This is a genomic window from Rheinheimera hassiensis (genome assembly GCF_022436675.1).
Lineage (GTDB): Bacteria > Pseudomonadota > Gammaproteobacteria > Enterobacterales > Alteromonadaceae > Alishewanella > Alishewanella hassiensis.
This window is the reverse complement of sequence record NZ_JAKUJZ010000011.1, coordinates 30,815-49,755: the sequence shown is the minus strand read 5'-3', so window position 1 is coordinate 49,755 and position 18,941 is coordinate 30,815. Positions and strand designations below refer to the sequence as shown.

Sequence of the window (18,941 nt, the reverse complement as noted above, 5' to 3'; positions counted from 1 at the left end):
ACGCTGGTCCGGTCTCATACGCTAGTCCGATCATAGTTAAGCAGCTTAAGTAAATCCTGCCGGATAGCTCTGGCTGTACCGGCCAGTTCAGTTTGCATCAGCGGTACCGGATAACTCAGCAGTACCAATCCTTGCTGGTCGATCAGCAAAATACGGCCCTGTAACGCTGCGGGCACAGGCTGCAAAGCGCTGTGACGGCTAAAGGTTGTGTAATCTTTTGGCACGCTATATTCACTTATCAGCACAGGTTCAACTTGCACCTGCTTGCGCCCTAACCCGACATAAAGTTGCTGGATGGTAAATAACGCCTGCTGACACGGCTTATCGCACTCGGCTTTCGGCGCAACAGCCAGCCGCCAATGTGCTTTAACATTAGTTTTGCTTAACAGAAATACTTCAGTTTGCTGCCACTCGCCGTTACTGGAAACACCACGATTAAACCAGCCAAATTCCAGCACCAGCTTGGCAGCCAGCAATGGCAGCGCGCAACACAAGACAAATAACAGCAGAAATTTTTTCTTATTCATGTTTTGCTTTCCCCTGATGGCTGGCCGCCAAAGCTACACCCACTACGGCAACGGCCAGTAAAAACCACTGCAGTGCATAGCCACGATGTTTCTCTGGTGATAATACAACTGGCTGATAATGCGGTATAAAATCACTGGCATCTTGTTGGTACAGCAACGCCGGATAAAGATCATGGCCGCTTTGCTGTGCCAGAGCGGCATAATCTATCTGCTGGATCCGCATCGGCCACTGGCCATGATCTTCAGCATTCTGGCCCAGCAACATCAGGCCATCTACCTTGGTACGCAGTAAACCGTCCAGCACAAACTCATTGGCAATCTCAAGTTGCGGCAGTGTTTCACGGCTGTCCGCCCCAGCCATCCAACCCAGATTGACCAGCAATGGCCGGGCCATACCCGCCGCTTGCACCGGAACTATTACATCGTACCCCACTCTGCCGTTAACAATCTGGTTGTCCAGCAACCAGATATAAGGCGCCAGCCAACTGGCCTGGCCTTTTAGCGGCACTCCGTCAATATCGGTAGCCGCCAGCAAGGCTAAATCCGCAGGTGCGATAGCCCCATCTGCCTGTAATTGCGCCAACCGTGCAAGTTGCTCGGTTTTTTCACCGGCACGGCTTAACTGCCACCAGGACAAGTTGATTAAAATGGCAAAAGCCGTCAAAGTGAGGATGACCCACAGCGTATTAAGTGCGAAAACCTGGTTAGCCAGCTTAACGCGCATAAAACCTACCCCGGAGAATGTGACTGATGTTGCTTAAAATTATTATCATAGCGCTACTACTTTTTATTATTGCTAATCTGGTGCGTGCAGGGCTGGTGATGCTGCGACAACCTCAGCCAGAGGTGAAAATGTCCCGTTATCTTGGTCGCCGTGTCATGTTTTCTGCCCTGGTGCTGATACTGATTTTTATCGCGCAGGCGCTGGGGTTTTTAGACCAAAACCCCAGGCCTTACTAGCATCAGATCACATAGACAAATACATACAGGCACAGCCATACCACATCAACAAAGTGCCAATACCAGGCCGCCGCCTGAAACGCGAAGTGTTTTTCTGGCGTGAAATGGCCTTTCAGTACCCGGAAAAATACAAACAGCAAAATAATGGCCCCCAGCGTGACATGCATACCGTGAAAGCCTGTCAGCAAAAAGAACGTATTACCGTAAAAACCAGATGCCAGTGTTAACCCCAAATCACGGTAAGCATGGATATACTCATACACCTGTAAACCAAGGAAAGTTGCACCCAGCAATAAAGTTACCAATAACATTATTTTTAACTGGCCGCGTTTATTCTGCTCCAGCCCGGTGTGGGCAAAATGCAGCGTAACAGAGGAAATAACCAGAATAGCGGTATTAATCAGCGGTAAGCCGGTAGCAGGCATAGCCTGTGTTTCAATGCCACCCGGTGTTTTCACTAGCGGCCACATCGCTTCAAAGCTTGGCCACAAAATTTCAAACGTCATGGCGTTATTACTGCCACCGCTAAGCCAGTCCAGTGCTATTACCCGGCCGTAGAACAAGGCCCCGAAGAACGCCATAAAAAACATGACTTCAGAGACAATAAACCAGCTCATACCCTGGCGGAATGAGCGGTCCATCTGCGCACTGTATAAACCACTCATCGATTCATCAATAACGTTTTTAAACCAGCCAAACAGCATAAAAATCAGTACAACAAAGCCCGCTGCCAGCATATAGCCGCCAAAACCCGGTTGTTGCCTGGTTACTTCATTAACATAGTTACCTGCGCCAAAGGCAATTAAAAACAGCGCCACAGCCCCGACTATCGGCCATGGGCTTTGGGCGGGAACATAATATTTTTCGTAAGTTTTACTCATGTTATTCCCCAAGTTGTGACGACGCAGCAGCATCACCGGTCCAGGCACTGGTTACGTCATACAACGTATACGACAGCGTAATGGTGGAAAACTGACTGGGTAGTGCCGGGTCGACATAAAACTGTAACGGCATCAGCATGTTTTTACCGCCCGCTAACTGCTGCTGGGTAAAGCAAAAACACTCTATTTTATGAAAGTACAACGCGGCCTGACCGGGTGATACTGATGGTACCGCCTGGCCAACAATCATGCGCCCCGTTGGGTTTTCCGCCAGATAATTCATAATATGAATCTCACCGGGGTGCACCGTCATACGGCGTACTTCTGGCTTAAACACCCAGGGCATTTCTTTGTTTGGCCGGGCAATAAACTCAATCACCACTTCACGGCTGGTATCAATCAGTGCCGCATCTGCACTGGCTGCTGTGACAGCGGTTTTACCATTTAAGCCGGTCAGATCGCAGAACACGTCATATAACGGCACCAGCGCAAAACCAAAACCAAACATCGCCAACGCTATTACAGCCAGCTTAAAGGTTAACGATTTATGTTTTAGTGCCATAAAGCGCTCCTACTTAATTACCGGTGGCGTTTCAAAGGTGTGGTATGGCGCGGGAGAGGGTACTTCCCACTCCAAACCTTCGGCACCTTCCCATACCTGCGCTGTCGCTTTTTTACCACCTCGGGCACATTTGACCAGCACCCAGACGAAAATCAGCTGCGAGGCGCCAAACAGAAAGCCACCAATACTGATAAAGGCATTAAAATCAGCAAACTGCAGCGCATAATCCGGGATACGCCGCGGCATGCCTGCCAGGCCGACAAAGTGCATCGGGAAAAACAGCATGTTTACCGAGATCAGTGAGCACCAGAAATGCCATTGCCCAAGCTTCTCGTCATACATATGCCCGGTCCACTTGGGCAACCAATAGTAGGCCGCAGCAATAATCGAGAACACTGCTCCGGTTACCAGCACATAGTGGAAATGCGCTACGACAAAATAGGTATCGTGGTACTGGAAATCGGCCGGAGTAATCGCCAACATCAGGCCGGAGAATCCGCCAATGGTAAACAGCACGATAAACGCCAGTGCAAACATCATTGGCACTTCAAACGTCATGGCACCGCGCCACATAGTCGCCACCCAGTTAAATACTTTTACCCCGGTCGGCACGGCTATCAGCATGGTGCAATACATAAAGAACAACGCCCCCGCTACCGGCATACCAGTGGTAAACATATGGTGCGCCCAGACCAGGAATGACAGCAGCGCAATACTGGAGGTGGCATACACCATAGAGGCATAGCCAAACAGCGGTTTGCGGGCAAAAGTGGGCACTATGCTGGAGACGATACCGAAGGCCGGTAAAATCATAATGTACACTTCAGGATGGCCGAAAAACCAGAAAATATGCTGAAACAGCACCGGGTCGCCGCCACCGGCAGCATCAAAGAAACTGGTACCAAAGTATTTATCGGTCAGAACCATCGTCACCACACCCGCTAACACCGGCATGACCATAATCAGCAGGAAGGCGGTAATCAGCCAGGTCCAGACAAACAATGGCATTTTCATCCAGGTCATGCCCGGTGCACGCAGGTTAAAGATGGTCACGATAACGTTAATGGCACCCATGATGGACGAGATACCCATAATGTGCACTGAAAACACAAACAACGCCGTACTGTCGCCGCTATAGGTGGTTGATAACGGTGCGTAGAAAGTCCAGCCGAAACTGGGTCCGCCGCCCGGCATAAACAGCGACATCAGCAGGATTAAAAACGCAAACGGCAGGATCCAGAAACTCCAGTTATTCATCCGCGGCAATGCCATATCCGGAGCACCAATCATCATCGGTATCATCCAGTTTGCCAGTCCGGTAAAGGCCGGCATTACCGCACCAAATACCATGATCAGGCCATGTACTGTGGTCATCTGGTTAAAAAAGTTAGGTTCAACAAACTGCATTCCGGGTTGAAACAACTCAGCGCGGATCACCATCGCCATAGCACCGCCGATAAAAAACATAATCAGCGCAAACACCAGATACATGGTGCCGATGTCTTTATGATTGGTGGTATATAACCAGCGCTTTATGCCGGCGGGTTTATGGTCATGATGCTCGTGCTCATGATCTGTTACTACTGCACTCATTGGTTATTCCCCTTTACCTTGCATCACTGCGTGCACATCAGCGGCTTGCACCAGTTCGCCGGTATTGTTGCCCCAGGCATTACGCTCGTAGGTAATTACTGCAGCAATTTCTTTTAAACTCAGCTGTTTGGCATACGCTTGCATGGCAGTACCGGTCTTTCCGTTAAGCACAATATCAATATGGCCGGGTATATTCTCCAGCGCCAAAGCGCTGCCTTTAAGCGCAGGGAAAATGCCTGGTAAACCTTCACCATTAGGTTGGTGGCAAGCTGCACAATAGGCGGTATAAGTGCGCTCACCTACGCTCATCAGCTCTTCCATACTCATGTTCATTGCCAGGAGTTCTTGCTCTTCAGCTTTTGCTTTTGCAATCCGCTCAGCTTCGCCATTCACCCACTGCTCATAGTCAGCCGGGCTCTTGGCAATCACTACTATGGGCATAAAACCGTGATCTTTACCGCATAGCTCAGCGCACTGGCCGCGATAAACACCGGGCTCATCTACCCGGGCCCAGGCTTCGTTAATAAAGCCGGGGTTGGCATCTTTTTTAACAGCGAAGGCGGGTACCCACCAGGAGTGGATCACATCATCAGAGGTCATCAGAAAACGCACTTTTTTGCCGGTGGGGATCACCAGCGGCCGGTCAACTTCCAGCAGGTAGTTATCTCCTTTAGCAAACCTGTTGATAATTTGCTCTTTGGGCGTGGCCAACAAAGAGTAAAATTCAACATCGTTATCGAGGTATTTATAGTGCCATTTCCACTGCGAGCCGGTAACTAACACAGTGACGTCTGCCTCTGTGGTGTCTTCCATTGCAATAAGTGTTTTGGTGGCCGGAATGGCCATAACGATCAGAATTAATACCGGTATAGCGGTCCAGAGTATTTCTACTTTGGTGCTTTCATGGAATTGGGCAGGCTGCACACCCCGCGCTTTTCGATGGCGAACGATAGACCAGAACATGATCCCGAACACCACTGCACCAATTACACAACAAATCCAGAAAATGGTCATATGCAAGTCATATACCTGCTGACTGATTTCTGTTACGCCCTTGGTCATATTCAAGGGCATATCGGTTGCATCAACTGTTGCAGCTAAAAGCAGGGTTGGCAGCGACCAACGAAGACTACGCGTTTTCGTCACTGGACTTCTCCTCTGTCATTTTGCAAAGCAAACTGCAGAAACTAAGTACACAGTACTACACGGTTCTTACCCACCCACACCGAACCCATGTATGAAGTTTCATCAGTTTATTATTGTTATTATTAACCGTGGTTTCGGGGCTAGCGCTGAAACCAAAAACTGACCCTGTTGTTATTTTTTAATCAGTTTCAGCCTAAGAATTATCCAAATCGGCCTCAGTGTAAACCCCTAAATAACAAAAGCGCCGGCAAACCTTAGTGGTCATACCAGCGCTCGTTAACAAATAACTTATTGAGGTTAGTACAAATTATAACCAACTGCCGTTACGGATAACGCCTACAGCCAAGCCTTCAACGGCAAAATGCTGAGCACGTAAGTCTACTTTAATCACATCAAAATTTTTATTTTCCGGTTGCAGTAATACGGTATTGCCGTCGCGTTGAAACCGTTTTACGGTAACTTCTTCATCAACACGCGCCACAATAACCTGGCCAGGCTGCGCCTGAGCTGTTTTATGCACAGCCAGCAAGTCACCGTCCAGAATACCAATATCCTGCATACTCATGCCCTGCACCCGTAGCAGAAAATCAGCATGAGGTTTAAACAGGCTGGCATCTACCTGATAATAATCCTGCACATGCTCTGTTGCCAGTATTGGCTGGCCTGCTGCCACTTTACCAATCAGCGGCAAGCCCAGTTGTTCCGGCTCGTCGGTGTCTACCAAACGAATGCCACGGGACGTACCTGGCATCATTTCAATTACGCCCTTTTTTGCCAGCGCCTTTAAGTGCTCTTCAGCCGCATTTGCCGACTTAAAGCCTAACTGCTGGGCAATTTCTGCCCGGGTCGGTGGCATGCCGCTGTCTTGCTGATAGGTTTTTATCAATTGCAGAATTTCTGCCTGTCTTGGTGTCAGAGGTCTCATAGTGCTGGTTACCTGTACAGTGAATACTGTCAGTATATACAGCCAAAGTGCAAATGCAAGCGTGGGCTAACGCCTGCAATTTTCCAGCTAACGCTTCCATGTTATGCTAAGCGCCTTTTTTCCAGGGGGTCAGGTATGTTTCGGCCAGTTAAGTTGTTTGCTACCTTGTTAAAATGGCCGATGTGGCCGTTGCTTAAGTACAAAGTCGTTCCGGAGCAACCGGTTGCCGAGCTGGCGCTGGATACCAGCCGCCCGCTGTTTTATATCTGCACTACTGAGTCTGCCGCAGATCTGGCGGCAATAAGACGTATTTGTGACAAACTGGCCCTGCCGGATCCGAATGACAATGTCAGCCTGAACGGCAGCATCCATCCCCGTACCTTATTTCTTGAAAAACCGCATACTCTGCTATTTAAACGCGGCAAAACCACGGCTTTAGCTCAAGGCCAGGCATTGCTACAAGCCCATCTGGCTGATCCCGCATTAAACGCCCAGTTAATACCCGTATCACTATTGTGGGGCCGGGCACCGGGTAAGGAAAACAGCATTAAAGGCCTGATAGGCGAAGCACATGCGCCTAACTGGCTGGCAAAACTGTTAATTGTGCTGGTATCCGGCCGCCATAGCCTGGTGCGTTTTAGCCGTCCGGTGTCGCTACAGCAAATGGCGGCGCAGTTTGGCAGCGAAGAGCAAACCGCACACAAGCTGCTGCGTATGTCGCGCTTTCATTTTTATCGCCAGCGCCTGGCTGCAAACGGGCCTAAGCTGGTTAACCGCCCACAGTTGTTTAATGCTTTGCTGGCGGCTCCCGCGCTGAAAAAAGCCATTGATGATGAAGCCAAAGCCAAGCGCATACCGGTAAAGGCCGCCCGGCAGGAAGCGCGTAAGCTACTACTGGAAATTGCCGCCGACTACCGGGCTTCGACGCTACGCGTAGGAGACAGAGTGCTGCGCTGGTTATGGCATAAACTCTACACCGGCATCAAAGTAAATAATGCTGACATGCTGCGTGACCTGGCACAAAAAGGCCATGAAATTGTCTATATTCCCTGCCATCGCAGCCATATGGATTACCTGCTGTTAAGCTATGTTATTTATCAGCAAGGGCTGGCCCCCCCGCATATTGCTGCCGGTATTAACCTGAATTTCTGGCCTGCCGGCACCATATTCCGCCGCGGTGGCGCATTTTTTATCCGGCGTAGTTTCAGCGGCAATAAACTGTATTCTGCGGTATTTCGTGAATATTTATGCCAGCTGTTCAGCAAAGGCTATTCCATTAAATATTACACCGAAGGCGGACGTAGCCGCACAGGCCGCTTACTGCAACCGAAAACCGGCATGCTGGCAATGACGTTGCAATCTATGTTGCGCGGTATAGAGCGGCCGGTAACGCTGGTACCGGTTTATCTGGGTTACGAGCATGTGATGGAAGTGAACACTTACCTGCGCGAATTAAAAGGCTCCGGCAAGCAGAAGGAATCGGCCTGGGGCGTGATAAAAGCCATCCGTAAACTGCGTGATTACGGCTATGGCTATGTCAACTTTGGCGAACCTGTAACATTGAATAACTATCTGAACCAGCACGTACCAGACTGGAAACAGGATATAGACGCGCTGGAAGTGCAAAAACCACACTGGCTAAACCCGGTGGTTGCGCAGCTGGCTGACAACATGATGCAGCGTATTAATCAGGCTGCAGCGCTAAACAGCATCAATCTGATAGCCCTGTGCTTACTGGCAACAGACAAACACACACTAACGCGTACTGAACTGGAACAGCAAATTGACTTCTATCTGGCACTGCAGCGGGCGGCACCTTACCATGGGCAGATGACACTGCCGCAAGAGTCTGCCGGGCAGTTAATCGAGCATGCGCTTAGCCTGCAAAAGGTGCAGCAGCACAGTGACAGTTTCGGCCAGTTAATCAGCCTGACCGACAACAATGCGATATTACTCAGTTATTACCGCAACAACGTGCTGCATTTATTTATGCTGCCAGCCATTATTGCCAGCAGCATTCTGCATCAACGTGATATCAGCCGTCAGCAGTTGGATGCGGTGGTGCAGCAATTGTATCCTCTGCTGCAACAAGAGCTGTTTCTCGACATCAGTTCGGTCGAGACTTATTGCAGCGGTGTATTGCAGAGCCTGATTGACGGCGGGCTGGTTGAGCACGACGGCGAAAAGTACCGAGCCCCGACACAACACAGTAACGGTTATTTTATGCTGAGTATGCTGGCAAATAACGCCGAACACACCTTGCAGCGCTATGCCATGGTGTTACAGCTGATAGAAAACCAGGGCGCGCAAAGCCGCGCAGAGTTGGAAAAACACAGCCATGATCTGGCGCAGCGCCTGTTAAGCCTGCACGGTATTACTGCACCGGAGTACTACGACAAACAACTGTTCAGTACGCTGCTCAATGCACTTAAAGACAACGGCTATACTCAAACCGATGAGCAAAGCCGCGTCAGCGCCACCGCGCAGCTGCATCAGCTAAAAGACACAATCAGCCATTTACTGCGCAATGAAGTGCTACAAAGTATCCACAGCATTATCCCCACCAGAGCGTCTTAGCGGCTGGTTGGGTAAGCGCGGATAACACCCTCTTGTATGGTAGAAGCAACCAGCACGCCAGCGCGGTTGAAAAACTGGCCACGAACCAGCCCACGGCCACCTGACGCACTGGGGCTGTCTACGGCATAAAGCAACCAGTCGTCGAAGCGGAAATCCTGATGAAACCACATGGCATGATCAATAGTGGCCACTTGCATGTTAGGCGCCATAAACGACTTGCCATGCGGCTGCAGTGCAGTAGGTAAAAAGTTAAAATCCGAAGCATACGCCAGCAAGTATTTATGCACACGTAAATCATCCGGCATAGCACCATTAGCTTTAAACCAGACATAGCGTTTAGCAGGGCTGATCTGTGCTTTAAATGGGTTTTGAAAATCTACCGGGCGCATTTCAATCGGCTTTTCACAGATAAACTTACTGCGTAGACTATCCGGAATAAGCTCGGCATGCTGTTGATAAAATTCCAGATCGGATACCAGCTCTTCCGGGCCCGGTACTGTTGGCATCTGATCCTGGTGTTCAAAACCGCTTTCTTCTGCCTGAAATGACGCCGTTAGATAAAATATCGGCTTACCAAACTGAATGGCACTTACCCGGCGGGTGCTGAAACTTTTACCATCACGAATATTTTCAACCTCGTATACTATCGGCTTGCTAGCGTCACCCGGGCGCAAAAAGTAAGAGTGAAACGAATGTACTTTGCGCTCTTCGGCCATGGTTTCTTTTGCGGCAGATAACGCCTGCCCCATCACCTGGCCACCGAATACCGCTTTAAAACCCAAATCCTGGCTTTGCCCCCGATACAGGCCCTGCTCTATGGTTTCCAGTTTCAGTAATGCCAACAAATTCTGTAATACCTGACTCATAGCCCCACCTTCTGTTCCGTTGCGGTAAAATATAATGATATTCTGCCGCAAACTACGGAGATCAGCAAAGATGGCCTACTGGTTATTTAAAACAGAACCTTCCGAATGCGGTATTGATGATTTTGCCAATGCTCCAGACACAGCAATAGTGTGGGAAGGTGTACGTAATTATCAGGCGCGTAATATGCTGCGTGACGGTGTGAAGCTAGGCGACAAGGTGTTTATCTACCACTCCAGTTGCAAACTGATCGGAGTAGCTGGCATTGCCAGAGTTGTGCGCCCAGCTTACCCTGATCCCAGCCAGTTTAATTCGGCAAGTGTTTATTTTGACAGTAAATCTTCAACAGACAACCCGCGCTGGATAGCGGTTGATCTGGTATTTGAACGCAAACTGCCGGCGATAATTTCTCTGGACAAACTAAAAAGCTCCGCTAAGCTGAGTGAGCTGCCTGTTGTACAAAAAGGCAGCAGGCTTTCTGTTATGCCGGTTAACGAAGCGCAATGGCAAACCATAATGCAGCTTGGCTGATCCGCATACCTGATGTAACATGAAACCTGTTGTCCCTGGTAGTTGGAGCCTGATATGACACACGAACGGCGCCAGATGGATAAGGATATACATTATTTCTGGGAAGATCTGAATCTGGCACAAAAGTTTTCTGTCGCTGAGTTACAGCGATTTGGTTATGATTTACTGTTCGTTCGCCATATGGCCGAAGGTAACCTTGCGGTGCTGACAGCTGGTGGCAAAATAGCTGCTATTGATATTGAAGGGCAGATAGACACCGAGCCCGGCGTTATTCTACGACATTAAATGCAGACTCAGGCGCTGTTAAGCTGCGCCTGAGTTTGTTCCTCTGCCAACGCCACCGCAACTGTACATAATTGCAAATACGACATCAGACTATTGTTCTGCCATAACGCCGTAAGACGGCTATGTTTGATCATCATCAACTCAAGCTGACCAAACTCCAGCGTTTTATGCTGGCGTAAATACAATTTTATAGTTTGTTGCGCCGATATAGCCTTGTTACAAGATTCTCGGGTAACCAACGGTAATAGCTGACATAGCAATTGCACCGCTGCCAGTTCCGGCTTACTGAGCCTCGTCTCAACAGCCAGTTTAGCCAGCCGCTGCTCAAGCAGCATTTTTTGCTGCTCGGCCAGTTGAAACACGGCCTGCTGCAGACGTAACAGTTCATGCTCACGTTGCTGCAGCTTAGCTTGCAGGCTTTTGTTTGTTTTGCCAATCAGTTCCATCTGCCACAATATATACAGCAACACTAAAACTAACACGCCTATCAACAACATCCACACCATACGGCTTTACGTCCTGTTTATATCAATTGTTGCGAGGCGATATGGCTAGCCTTTTTGCTGCCGGGCAATGTAGGCACGCACCTGTTGCTCCAGCACCGCCAGCGGTACACTGCCATTACTGAGCACTACGTCATGGAACTCACGCACATTAAAGCGCTCGCCAAGCGCTTGCTCTGCTTCTGCACGCAGCTGCTTAATAGTAATTTCACCTAACTTATAAGACAGCGCCTGCGCTGGCCAACTGATATAGCGGTCTATTTCGGTCGTTACGTTGTGCATGGACAACGCGGTATTTTCAGCCAGGAAATCGATCGCCTGCTGACGGCTCCAGCCCATGGTATGCATGCCGGTGTCTACCACCAACCGTGCTGCCCGCCACATCTCATAGGTCAGACGGCCAAAATTGTTATAGGGTTCCTGATAAAAACCCATTTCCAGCCCCAGATATTCAGCATATAAACCCCAGCCCTCACCAAAAGCTGAGGTATAAAAACTGCGCCGGTAATCGGGTAACTCTGCATGCTCACGTGCCAGCGCAATCTGCAAATGGTGGCCTGGCACAGCTTCGTGCAATGTCAGTGCTTCCATCTCGTATAACGGCCGACGGTCCAGTGCGTAGGTATTAACCCAGTAGAAACCGGCCTGATCATCACGGGTTGGCCCCGAATAACGCCCTGTAGTGTATTTAGGGGCAATTTCTGCCGGCACCGGCACAACGCCATAAGGTGTGCGCGGCAGAGTTTTAAATAATTTTGGTAGTTCAGCATCGGCCTTTTTTGCCAGATAAGCGGCATAACGCATCAGCTCATCGGGTGTTTTGGCATAAAACTGCTGATCAGTACGCAAGTACTGGATAAACTCAGCAAAACTACCGGTAAAGCCCAATTGATCAATTACCTGCTGCATTTGTGCCCGTATGCGTTTTACTTCTTCCAGGCCGGTTTGGTGTACCTGCTGTGGTGTCAGCTTTAACGTGGTGTAATGTTCCAGCCGGTTTTGGTAAAACGCAGCGCCATCTGGTAAAGCACTGGCGGCAATAGTATCTCTGGCGCCTGGCAGATACTCATTAACCATAAAATCATAAAATGCCTGATACGCCGGATTTACTGCTTGTGTAATCTGCTCAACGGCCTGCGCGGTAAGTTGTTGCCACTCTGTATCGCCTATAAAAGCGGGCTTACGGCTAAATGGCTGATAAAAAACACTTTGGCTCGGGTCCTGCACAACGTAAGAAATAATGCTTTGCTCAAAGCCTTTAAGCACAGCCTTAGGTTGCGTTACGCCCTTGGCCAGACCTTGCTTCATCCAGTCGGTTTGTTGTTGCATATAACGGGGAATGGCAGCGAGCTTTTGCAGATAATGTTGATAATCTGCCAGCGTTTTAAAACTACCACGCTGTACCATAAAGCCAAGATTGGTATGAAAGCCGGATTCTGATGTTAACGGCATTAAGTGCGCGCCATAGCGGTATTCATCAATTTGATCAGCCAGACGATAGGCTAAAATGGCATGGTTAATCTGGTTTTGTTCAGACAACGTTTTAACATCAACCTGTTGCAGCCGGGTCTGCCAACGCAGCCGTTGTTGTTGGCGCTGTTCCAGGGCTTGTGGCGACATATCTATCAGCTCGCCCGGTGCCGTTTCATTTAACTCTTGTTGTGCCTGCCACAGTTGCTGTGCCAGTTCGGTAAACTGTTTATCGCTGTTGTGTGCTGTTGTTGCACACGCCGACAACAAAACTGTACACAATCCAACTAAAAACAGTGATTTAATATTTACAGTGGTTTTCATTTTGGTTATTCCCACAAAAAAGACGCTTCGATTGTATCTACTTTATTCACCGATTGCAGGCAACTAAACTAAATACAACCGCTTTTTACCGCTTTTACTACCAAATTACGACTGGCGGAGTGTCGATAATTCGGTCAATCTGGTGTTAAATTCGACGCCTGTATTTTTTTGTCTGACAGAGCTGTTGCCTGTCACATAGAATCGCGTACTATGGGCTTAACGGTTTATTCGTTAACAATTCAGGTAACGCCCAGCCGGTGCCTGTCAGCGGAGTTATACGTGGTCTTATGAAGTATCAGGATTCACTGGAACAAGCCAGCGAGAAAGCCGCGCAGGTAAAAGTATTTTTACAGCGTGCCGGCCTTGCAGCTCATCCGGTAAATTATGCCGTGTGCTATGACTATATCAGCGGTCATCACGCTGCGCTGTGCACTGCAATTGAGCATAAGCTGAGTGCAAAAACTCCGTTTGACGATTTTATTATGGCGGATTTATACAGCCGCTATCTGACGCCGGCGAATCCGCAGCAGGAACAATTGCTGCAAGACGCTTCCGGCATTGTCAGCCGCCTTACAGGCTACACTGATCTCGCCGCTGAGCAGGTTGGCGATTATCTGCAACAACTGGACTTCAGCTTACTGCAATTGCAGCAGCAACAGCAAAATGGCGAAAATATTCTTTCAGCGGTTGAACAACTGCGCCAACAAACCCAGGAGTTCCGCTCCAGCCAGTATCTGTTGCAGCAGCAGTTGGAACAAGCCAACCAACAAAGTCATCAGTTACGGCATGAACTGGAGCAACTTAAACTACAACGCCAGCTTGATCCACTAACCGGTTTATATAACCGCTCAGCAATGCAGCACCAACTGGAGTTATGGTTTACTGAGCAACCTGGCCGGCGTGTTGCCGCTATCGCCATCGATCTGGACCATTTCAGCCGCTTTAATCAGGATTATGGCAGTGCTATTGGCGACGTTATTTTGTCGAAAGTAGCGCGCAAAATTAGCAGTTATGTACAAAGCAGTGGTTTACCGGTGCGAGCTGGCGGAGAAGAGTTCCTGATCCTGTTGCCGGATGTCGATTTGCGCAGTGCCAGTGAAATTGCAGAACAAGTTCGTCGCGGTGTGGAAAAACTGCGCTTTGTCTCAGCCCGCAGCAAAAAAGCTTTACCCAAAGTGACTATTTCACTGGGTGTATCCTTATACCAGCACAGCGAAAACTGGTATCAGTTTCTGGCACGCACCACCGACGTACTAACGCTAGCCAAACAACGCGGCCGTAATCAGGTTGCCAGTGAAACCATGCTGGCACTGCCCGCTTAGGTTTTAAAAAGCCAACAGATAAGTTGGCTGTCGCGGCTTTATCTTTTACACTAGCCACATTTCTTTGCCAACAGGCCTGCAGCATGACAGATCACAACCCTAACACTACGCACTTTGGCTATAAAACTGTTGCCGCCGAGCAGAAGGTGTCGATGGTAGCGAATGTGTTTCACTCGGTAGCCGCCAAGTATGATGTGATGAATGACTTAATGTCGCTTGGTATTCACCGCTTATGGAAACGGTTTACCATTGACTGCAGCGGCGTGCGCCCTGGCCAGCAGGTACTTGATCTGGCTGGTGGTACCGGTGATATCACGGCATTGTTTTCAAAACGGGTCGGGCCAAGTGGTAAAGTAGTGCTGGCAGATATTAATGCCTCTATGCTTAATGTTGGCCGCGACAAACTGCGTGATCTGGGCTTAGTGAACAATATTGAGTATGTGCAGGCCAATGCCGAAGCCCTGCCCTTTGCCGACAACAGTTTTGATATTATCAGCATTGGTTTTGGCTTGCGTAACGTGACGGATAAAGACGCAGCACTGCGCTCTATGTTTCGGGTATTAAAGCCAGGTGGCCGCTTGCTGGTGCTGGAGTTTTCCAAACCAGAACAGCAATGGCTAAGTAAAGTGTATGATCTGTACTCGTTTAAACTACTGCCCACTATTGGCCAGTTGGTTGCAAACGATAAAGAAAGCTACCAGTATCTGGCTGAGTCTATCCGCATGCACCCGGATCAGGAAACGCTGAAAAGCATGATGCAGGATGCAGGTTTTGCCGAAGTCAGCTACCACAATCTAACCGGCGGCATAGTAGCACTGCACCGGGGTTATAAATTCTGATGTTGCCTTTACTGCCCCAGCTGCTGTGCGCCGTGGCAGAAAAAACCATGGCCAGGTTAATCGCTATGGACCCACACGCCGCCGGCAGGCTTAGCCGGCTGCACGGTAAGCAGTTGTCGTTCCGACTGCGGGAATGGCCCGTTACGCTGGTACTCAGTGCCAATGCTCGGGGCATTTTATTTAATCAGCATGACGAAGCTACAGACTGTGCCATTGCAACCGATTTAGCCAGCCTGCGCCTGCTGCGCGACCCCAGCCAGCTAACCAGGCTGATAAAAGCCGATGCACTGCAGATAGACGGCGATATTCAGGTTGCGCAGCAATACAGTCATTTTTTCCAGCAACTTGATCCAGACTGGCAACAAACACTGTCTGCTTATGTCGGTGATGCCGCTGCACATAAAGTTGCCGTCAGCATACAGCAGATACACCAGTATCTGAGCAATAAAACGGCAGCTTTGCAGCAGCTTGGCACTGAACTGGCACAGGATGAACTGCAGTTAACACCCACCGCCGCCGAAATGACGCAGTTTAGTAGCGCAGTTAGTGAATTGGCAGCCAAAGCTGATGTTTTGCAGCAGCAACTGCAAGCCCTCCAGGAGTTATAGTGCGTATCAGCCGTTTTTATCAAATCCAGAAAACGTTGTTGCAGTTCGGCCTGGATGAACTGGTCCCTGCACAATGGCAACCCTGGTATGCGCGGATGTTGCGCCGTAGTTTGTTTTGGTTGCGTAACCGCCATCTGGACCAGCCGGTTGGTGTAAGGTTGCGGCTGGCTCTGCAAAGCCTTGGCCCGGTCTGGGTGAAATTTGGCCAGATGCTTTCTACCCGCCGTGATCTGTTTCCACCACAATTGGCCGACGAACTGGCTAAACTGCAGGATAAAGTACCGCCTTTTGACGGAGCCCAGGCACAACTACTGATTGAACAGGCGCTGGAGTTGGAAAATATTGCTCAGCTGTTTGTTGATTTTAACCAAACTCCGCTTGCGTCCGCCTCAATTGCCCAGGTGCATACCGCAAAATTGCTCCAGGCCGATGGCACTGTGGCAGATGTTGTTATTAAAGTGATCCGCCCAGATATCAAGCGCCAGATTATGGCAGATTTAGCACTGATGGAAACGCTGGCTGATGCTGCGGCCCGTTTCTTACCCGATGGTAAACGATTGCGACCACGCGAAGTGGTGTCAGAATACCGTAAAACTATTCTGGATGAACTGGACCTGCAGCGTGAAGCCGCTAACGCTATTCAACTACGGCGTAATTTTGAAGGCTCAGACTCGCTATATATTCCCTTCGTCTACAGCGATTACAGCCGCGCTAATGTGATGGTGATGGAACGGATCTACGGCATACCTGTGTCTGATATCGCCGCGTTACAGGCACAAAATACCGATATGGAATTACTGGCCAAACGTGGCGTGGAAGTATTTTTCACTCAGGTGTTCCGCGACAGCTTCTTTCATGCCGATATGCATCCGGGCAATATTTTTGTCTCTCGGGAAACCCCGGAAAACCCAAAATACATTGGCATTGATTGCGGCATTGTTGGTACCTTAAATGCGGAAGATAAGCGCTATCTGGCAGAAAATTTTGTCGCCTTTTTTAACCGCGACTATAAGAAAGTGGCCCAGTTACATGTGGACTCGGGCTGGGTTCCGGCCCATACCAAGGTAGAAGAATTTGAGAGCGCTATTCGTACCGTATGCGAACCGATTTTTCAAAAACCGCTGGCAGAAATCTCTTTTGGTCATGTACTGCTGAATCTTTTCAGCACTGCCAGACGTTTTGATATGCAAGTTCAGCCGCAGCTGGTGTTATTACAGAAAACACTGTTGTATATTGAAGGCTTGGGGCGTCAGTTGTATCCGCAACTGGATTTATGGAAAACAGCGAAACCGTTTCTGGAAAACTGGGTTAAACAGCAGGTTGGTTTACCGGCTATATGGCGTCAGGTTAAAGAAAACCTGCCGTTTTGGGCTGAGAAGCTACCACAGATGCCAAATCTGCTGCATCAGTATCTTGAACAAGGCCCGAGGCAGCAAAGACAACTGTTACAGCAACTGCAGCAACTGGCCGGGCAACAGCAAAAGACCAGACAGCAAATAGTTGCGGCTACTTTTGCAGCGGCAGCACTGATCAGTGCTAGTATAGTGTTCAGTATCGGCAGCCACACTCTGGCCGTATTACTGCTGGCAGTAAGTGCTGGCTTTGGCGTTAAAGCATTAGTGCGATAACAGATTTGTCATAACAACGACATATACTGCGCCAGACACAACCAGTGTCCGGCATTAATCAGAGGAAACACCATGTTCGGCAATATCAGTATTTGGCAGTTACTTATTGTTTTAGCCATCATTGTTTTACTGTTTGGCACCAAAAAGCTGCGCGGCATAGGCACAGATTTGGGTTCAGCCATAAAAGGTTTTCGCAGTTCAATTAAAGACTCGCCATCTGATGATGAAACTGCAGAGCAGCCTGCTCAGCTAAACGAACAAAGTAAAGCAGGTAGCAGCGCTGATAAAAATGCGGCTAGCGCGTCCAGCGACACTAAAGACAAAGTGTAAATGGGCTTCTGGGAGCTGGTTGTTATTGGCATCGTAGCCTTGCTGGTGCTGGGGCCTGAGCGGTTGCCCGGTGCCATTCGCTCAGTGCAGAAAACAGTGCGCAGTATTAAGCAGTTTGGCCAGCAAATGCAGGCAGAGTTAAACGATGATTTACGCGCCCATGAGCTGCATCAGAAATTAAAAGATGCAGAAGCTAAGGGCTTACTTAACCTGACAGAGCAAGAAAAAGCTGCCCTGGCTGAGTTAAAACAAGCGGCGGCTGATGTAAACACACCTATTTCGTCGATAACCAGCAGTAAAGATAATAAACATGAGCTTTAACGCCAGCCCCGACAGTTTGCTTGGACATTTAATAGAGCTGCGCAACCGCTTGTTGCGCTGCGTAGTGGCGGTAATAGTTGTCTTCGCTGGCCTGGCGGCTTTTGCGCAAGAGATATATCACATACTGGCACAACCGCTGATGGCGGTGTTGCCGGAAAATAGCAGCATGATTGCAACCGATGTTGCTGCCCCCTTTTTTGCGCCGTTTAAATTAACCTTTATTGTTGCGATATGCGTCGCTATTCCTTATATCCTGCTGCAAGTATGGCAATTTATTGCACCGGCTTTGTATAGCCGCGAAAAGCGGCTGATGGCTCCACTGGTCGTGAGCAGCACTTTGCTGTTTTATAGCGGTATAGCTTTTGCTTACTATATTGTATTTCCTATTATTTTTGGTTTTTTTACCAGCGTTGCACCTGAAGGTGTCACAGTCGCTACCGATATCAGTAATTACCTTGATTTTGTGCTGAAGCTATTTTTTGCTTTTGGCTTATCGTTTGAAATCCCGGTAGCCATTTTGCTGATGGTGTGGACCGGTGTTACTACACGCGCCGAGCTGGCAGAAAAGCGGCCATATATTATTGTTGGCGCCTTTATTTTAGGTATGTTATTAACACCGCCTGATGTGCTGTCACAAACCTTACTTGCGGTACCTATGTGGTTACTATTTGAGCTAGGTCTTGCACTCAGTCGCTTTTATCAGCCAGCGACTACCGAAAACACAGAAGAGAAACAGGAAGATTGA

The 18,941-nt window shown here is 49.1% G+C and carries 21 protein-coding genes; 11 read left to right on the top strand and 10 right to left on the bottom strand.

What is annotated here, in order from left to right; all coding sequences use genetic code 11:
* Positions 1-14: 14 nt before the first annotated feature.
* Together MJX74_RS20060 and MJX74_RS20055 are read right to left on the bottom strand one after the other, a co-directional pair.
* Positions 15-527 carry a hypothetical protein gene (locus MJX74_RS20060; RefSeq protein WP_240224787.1) on the bottom strand — a complete coding sequence of 171 codons (513 nt, stop codon included), beginning with the start codon at positions 525-527 and terminating at the stop codon, positions 15-17.
* Positions 520-1,251: an SURF1 family protein gene (locus MJX74_RS20055; RefSeq protein WP_240224786.1), complete on the bottom strand. Its 732-nt coding sequence runs from the start codon at positions 1,249-1,251 to the stop codon at positions 520-522. The genes MJX74_RS20060 and MJX74_RS20055 overlap by 8 nt, the downstream gene beginning before the upstream one ends.
* Positions 1,252-1,277: 26 nt before the next feature.
* On the opposite strand from MJX74_RS20055, the gene MJX74_RS20050 reads away from it, so the two are divergent.
* Positions 1,278-1,487 carry a DUF2909 domain-containing protein gene (locus MJX74_RS20050; RefSeq protein WP_215398926.1) on the top strand — a complete coding sequence of 70 codons (210 nt, stop codon included), beginning with the start codon at positions 1,278-1,280 and terminating at the stop codon, positions 1,485-1,487.
* A gap of 2 nt (positions 1,488-1,489) precedes the next feature.
* On the opposite strand, the gene MJX74_RS20045 is transcribed toward MJX74_RS20050, so the two are convergent.
* From MJX74_RS20045 to lexA, 5 genes are all read right to left on the bottom strand, one after another.
* Positions 1,490-2,368, bottom strand: a complete 879-nt coding sequence (locus MJX74_RS20045) for a cytochrome c oxidase subunit 3 (RefSeq protein WP_240224785.1) — start codon at positions 2,366-2,368, stop codon at positions 1,490-1,492.
* A 1-nt stretch (position 2,369) separates the two neighbouring features.
* Positions 2,370-2,930 carry a cytochrome c oxidase assembly protein gene (locus MJX74_RS20040; RefSeq protein WP_240224784.1) on the bottom strand — a complete coding sequence of 187 codons (561 nt, stop codon included), beginning with the start codon at positions 2,928-2,930 and terminating at the stop codon, positions 2,370-2,372.
* A gap of 9 nt (positions 2,931-2,939) precedes the next feature.
* Entirely contained in the window at positions 2,940-4,523 is a 1,584-nt protein-coding gene (gene ctaD, locus MJX74_RS20035) for a cytochrome c oxidase subunit I (RefSeq protein WP_240224783.1), read from the bottom strand.
* A 3-nt stretch (positions 4,524-4,526) separates the two neighbouring features.
* The gene (gene coxB / locus MJX74_RS20030; protein ID WP_338052289.1) at positions 4,527-5,669 is read right to left on the bottom strand and encodes a cytochrome c oxidase subunit II; all 1,143 of its coding nucleotides are present in this window, start codon (positions 5,667-5,669) and stop codon (positions 4,527-4,529) included.
* Positions 5,670-5,976: 307 nt separating this feature from the next.
* Positions 5,977-6,594: a transcriptional repressor LexA gene (gene lexA, locus MJX74_RS20025; protein WP_240224782.1), complete on the bottom strand. Its 618-nt coding sequence runs from the start codon at positions 6,592-6,594 to the stop codon at positions 5,977-5,979.
* 135 nt (positions 6,595-6,729) lie between these two features.
* Between lexA and plsB the strand changes: the two genes are divergently transcribed.
* The gene (gene plsB, locus MJX74_RS20020) at positions 6,730-9,171 is read left to right on the top strand and encodes a glycerol-3-phosphate 1-O-acyltransferase PlsB (RefSeq protein WP_240224781.1); all 2,442 of its coding nucleotides are present in this window, start codon (positions 6,730-6,732) and stop codon (positions 9,169-9,171) included.
* On the opposite strand, the gene tesB is transcribed toward plsB, so the two are convergent.
* On the bottom strand, positions 9,168-10,037 hold the full coding sequence (tesB, locus tag MJX74_RS20015) for an acyl-CoA thioesterase II (protein ID WP_240224780.1): 870 nt from the start codon (positions 10,035-10,037) through the stop codon (positions 9,168-9,170). The genes plsB and tesB overlap by 4 nt on opposite strands.
* 70 nt (positions 10,038-10,107) lie before the next feature.
* Here tesB and MJX74_RS20010 point away from each other — a divergent pair, with 70 nt between their 5' ends.
* Positions 10,108-10,566, top strand: coding sequence for an EVE domain-containing protein (locus tag MJX74_RS20010; RefSeq protein WP_240224779.1), 459 nt, complete (start codon positions 10,108-10,110; stop codon positions 10,564-10,566).
* Between the two features lie 54 nt (positions 10,567-10,620).
* Positions 10,621-10,851, top strand: coding sequence for a hypothetical protein (locus MJX74_RS20005; RefSeq protein ID WP_068237514.1), 231 nt, complete (start codon positions 10,621-10,623; stop codon positions 10,849-10,851).
* Between the two features lie 8 nt (positions 10,852-10,859).
* Here the strand turns inward: MJX74_RS20005 and MJX74_RS20000 are convergent, their stop codons facing one another.
* Positions 10,860-11,357: a hypothetical protein gene (locus MJX74_RS20000; RefSeq protein WP_240224778.1), complete on the bottom strand. Its 498-nt coding sequence runs from the start codon at positions 11,355-11,357 to the stop codon at positions 10,860-10,862.
* 45 nt (positions 11,358-11,402) lie between these two features.
* Entirely contained in the window at positions 11,403-13,148 is a 1,746-nt protein-coding gene (locus tag MJX74_RS19995; RefSeq protein WP_240224777.1) for a DUF885 domain-containing protein, read from the bottom strand.
* Positions 13,149-13,435: 287 nt separating this feature from the next.
* Between MJX74_RS19995 and MJX74_RS19990 the strand changes: the two genes are divergently transcribed.
* The 7 genes from MJX74_RS19990 (at position 13,436) to tatC (ending at position 18,941) form a co-directional block, all read left to right on the top strand.
* Positions 13,436-14,470, top strand: a complete 1,035-nt coding sequence (locus MJX74_RS19990; protein WP_240224776.1) for a GGDEF domain-containing protein — start codon at positions 13,436-13,438, stop codon at positions 14,468-14,470.
* Between the two features lie 83 nt (positions 14,471-14,553).
* On the top strand, positions 14,554-15,309 hold the full coding sequence (gene ubiE, locus MJX74_RS19985; protein ID WP_240224775.1) for a bifunctional demethylmenaquinone methyltransferase/2-methoxy-6-polyprenyl-1,4-benzoquinol methylase UbiE: 756 nt from the start codon (positions 14,554-14,556) through the stop codon (positions 15,307-15,309).
* On the top strand, positions 15,309-15,917 hold the full coding sequence (locus MJX74_RS19980) for a ubiquinone biosynthesis accessory factor UbiJ (protein ID WP_240224774.1): 609 nt from the start codon (positions 15,309-15,311) through the stop codon (positions 15,915-15,917). Before ubiE ends, MJX74_RS19980 begins: the two co-directional genes overlap by 1 nt.
* Positions 15,917-17,545, top strand: coding sequence for a ubiquinone biosynthesis regulatory protein kinase UbiB (ubiB, locus tag MJX74_RS19975; protein WP_240224773.1), 1,629 nt, complete (start codon positions 15,917-15,919; stop codon positions 17,543-17,545). The genes MJX74_RS19980 and ubiB overlap by 1 nt, the downstream gene beginning before the upstream one ends.
* A 72-nt stretch (positions 17,546-17,617) precedes the next feature.
* Entirely contained in the window at positions 17,618-17,875 is a 258-nt protein-coding gene (tatA, locus tag MJX74_RS19970) for a twin-arginine translocase TatA/TatE family subunit (RefSeq protein WP_240224772.1), read from the top strand.
* A complete protein-coding gene (gene tatB / locus MJX74_RS19965; protein WP_068237533.1) occupies positions 17,876-18,196 on the top strand; it encodes a Sec-independent protein translocase protein TatB in 321 nt (106 codons plus the stop codon).
* On the top strand, positions 18,186-18,941 hold the full coding sequence (tatC, locus tag MJX74_RS19960) for a twin-arginine translocase subunit TatC (RefSeq protein ID WP_240224771.1): 756 nt from the start codon (positions 18,186-18,188) through the stop codon (positions 18,939-18,941). The genes tatB and tatC overlap by 11 nt, the downstream gene beginning before the upstream one ends.

Excerpts from the sequence above, each read along its gene's own strand:
- plsB (WP_240224781.1), top strand. The coding sequence starts at position 6,730 with ATGTTTCGGCCAGTTAAGTTGTTTGCTACCTTGTTAAAATGGCCGATG.
- MJX74_RS20005 (WP_068237514.1), top strand. The coding sequence starts at position 10,621 with ATGACACACGAACGGCGCCAGATGGATAAGGATATACATTATTTCTGG.
- tatB (WP_068237533.1), top strand. The coding sequence starts at position 17,876 with ATGGGCTTCTGGGAGCTGGTTGTTATTGGCATCGTAGCCTTGCTGGTG.
- MJX74_RS20040 (WP_240224784.1), bottom strand. The coding sequence starts at position 2,930 with ATGGCACTAAAACATAAATCGTTAACCTTTAAGCTGGCTGTAATAGCG.
- tesB (WP_240224780.1), bottom strand. The coding sequence starts at position 10,037 with ATGAGTCAGGTATTACAGAATTTGTTGGCATTACTGAAACTGGAAACC.
- MJX74_RS20055 (WP_240224786.1), bottom strand. The coding sequence starts at position 1,251 with ATGCGCGTTAAGCTGGCTAACCAGGTTTTCGCACTTAATACGCTGTGG.
- MJX74_RS19990 (WP_240224776.1), top strand. The coding sequence starts at position 13,436 with ATGAAGTATCAGGATTCACTGGAACAAGCCAGCGAGAAAGCCGCGCAG.
- tatA (WP_240224772.1), top strand. The coding sequence starts at position 17,618 with ATGTTCGGCAATATCAGTATTTGGCAGTTACTTATTGTTTTAGCCATC.
- tatC (WP_240224771.1), top strand. The coding sequence starts at position 18,186 with ATGAGCTTTAACGCCAGCCCCGACAGTTTGCTTGGACATTTAATAGAG.
- ubiE (WP_240224775.1), top strand. The coding sequence starts at position 14,554 with ATGACAGATCACAACCCTAACACTACGCACTTTGGCTATAAAACTGTT.
- ctaD (WP_240224783.1), bottom strand. The coding sequence starts at position 4,523 with ATGAGTGCAGTAGTAACAGATCATGAGCACGAGCATCATGACCATAAA.
- MJX74_RS19995 (WP_240224777.1), bottom strand. The coding sequence starts at position 13,148 with ATGAAAACCACTGTAAATATTAAATCACTGTTTTTAGTTGGATTGTGT.
- MJX74_RS20050 (WP_215398926.1), top strand. The coding sequence starts at position 1,278 with ATGTTGCTTAAAATTATTATCATAGCGCTACTACTTTTTATTATTGCT.
- MJX74_RS20060 (WP_240224787.1), bottom strand. The coding sequence starts at position 527 with ATGAATAAGAAAAAATTTCTGCTGTTATTTGTCTTGTGTTGCGCGCTG.
- lexA (WP_240224782.1), bottom strand. The coding sequence starts at position 6,594 with ATGAGACCTCTGACACCAAGACAGGCAGAAATTCTGCAATTGATAAAA.
- MJX74_RS20010 (WP_240224779.1), top strand. The coding sequence starts at position 10,108 with ATGGCCTACTGGTTATTTAAAACAGAACCTTCCGAATGCGGTATTGAT.
- MJX74_RS19980 (WP_240224774.1), top strand. The coding sequence starts at position 15,309 with ATGTTGCCTTTACTGCCCCAGCTGCTGTGCGCCGTGGCAGAAAAAACC.
- MJX74_RS20045 (WP_240224785.1), bottom strand. The coding sequence starts at position 2,368 with ATGAGTAAAACTTACGAAAAATATTATGTTCCCGCCCAAAGCCCATGG.
- MJX74_RS20000 (WP_240224778.1), bottom strand. The coding sequence starts at position 11,357 with ATGGTGTGGATGTTGTTGATAGGCGTGTTAGTTTTAGTGTTGCTGTAT.